Raw genomic sequence first — 1,079 nt, forward strand, 5'->3', positions numbered from 1 at the left:
CGCCTCACGGGATGCCGTATCGGACGAGGCGAAGGCGCATGGCGTCGTCTCCCGCTGCACGCGCAGCTCGCGCTGGAGAGCGAGCGCGTTCAAGTCGTGCAGCAGCGTGAGGTCGCCCGTGACGAACGTGGTCTGGGCGAAGTGCTGCGCCGCGCCGAGGGCCGTGGACACCGTGCCGTCGATGCCGTTGAGGCCGCGGTTGCAGAGCACGGTCAGGCGCTTCCCCCCTTTGACGTAAAACGTGTCGAGCGCCCGCACGCTCATGGAGTTGGCCGCGAACAGGCATGATCCCTCCGGCGCAAGCTCCACGACCCGCCGGACGAACGCGCCCTCGAAGCCGGCCTCCACGTCTTCCACCGCCGCGATGCGCTCGCGCGCGGCATCGTTCGCGTCGATCCACGCCCGCGCGAAGGCTCGTTGCACGTCGTCAGGCTCATAGTCGATCGTCTGCACGTCGTACGCGAACCCGAGCGACCCCGCCAGCTCTGACGGCCTGCAGCGCACGAACACGTCGGTGGCCGCGTTGCAGTCCCGCGTCTCCAGCGGATCGACCACGATCTGCACCGGACGTGCCGCGGCAACCAGCTGCGTCGCCTTCTTCGACACCGGATAGCGCCCGAACCGCACGACCACCTCGGGCGCAAGGCCGTCGGGGGCCGCGCCGCCCGGGCCGAGCACAGAGTCGTAGTTGTCGATGACCAGGGGGTCGTCCGAAGACCGCAGGCCGGACAACGGGTCCGCGAGCAATGGCAGGCGGAAAGCTCGCGCCCAATTGAGCACCTTGCCGGCTTCGAGCTCGCCTGTGCAGGTCCCCTCGCCCGCGTACACGAGCGCGCGCCGGTCCGCGAGCAGCGCGGCCAGACGCCCGGCGTCGCTCGGCGCAAGCTGCTGCGAAACAGGAACGGATGTTTCACGTGAAACATCCAGGCGCCGCGCCGACTCGAACAGCCCTTCCGCGCTGAAGTCGGGCTTGAGCGGCTCGTCGAACGGGAAGTTGAGGTGCACGGGCCCGCCGAAGCACTCCTCGCCCGCCGCGATGACCGCCTCGCGCGCAGCCTGGCGTGCGAACGCGAGCGCCG

The 1,079-nt window shown here is 70.1% G+C and carries 1 pseudogene; it reads right to left on the minus strand.

Annotated elements, in window-relative coordinates:
• Positions 1-1,079, minus strand: a pseudogene (locus tag GPA_RS19355) (2-succinyl-5-enolpyruvyl-6-hydroxy-3-cyclohexene-1-carboxylic-acid synthase); the annotation flags it as partial.

The organism is Gordonibacter pamelaeae 7-10-1-b (assembly GCF_000210055.1).
GTDB lineage: Bacteria > Actinomycetota > Coriobacteriia > Coriobacteriales > Eggerthellaceae > Gordonibacter > Gordonibacter pamelaeae.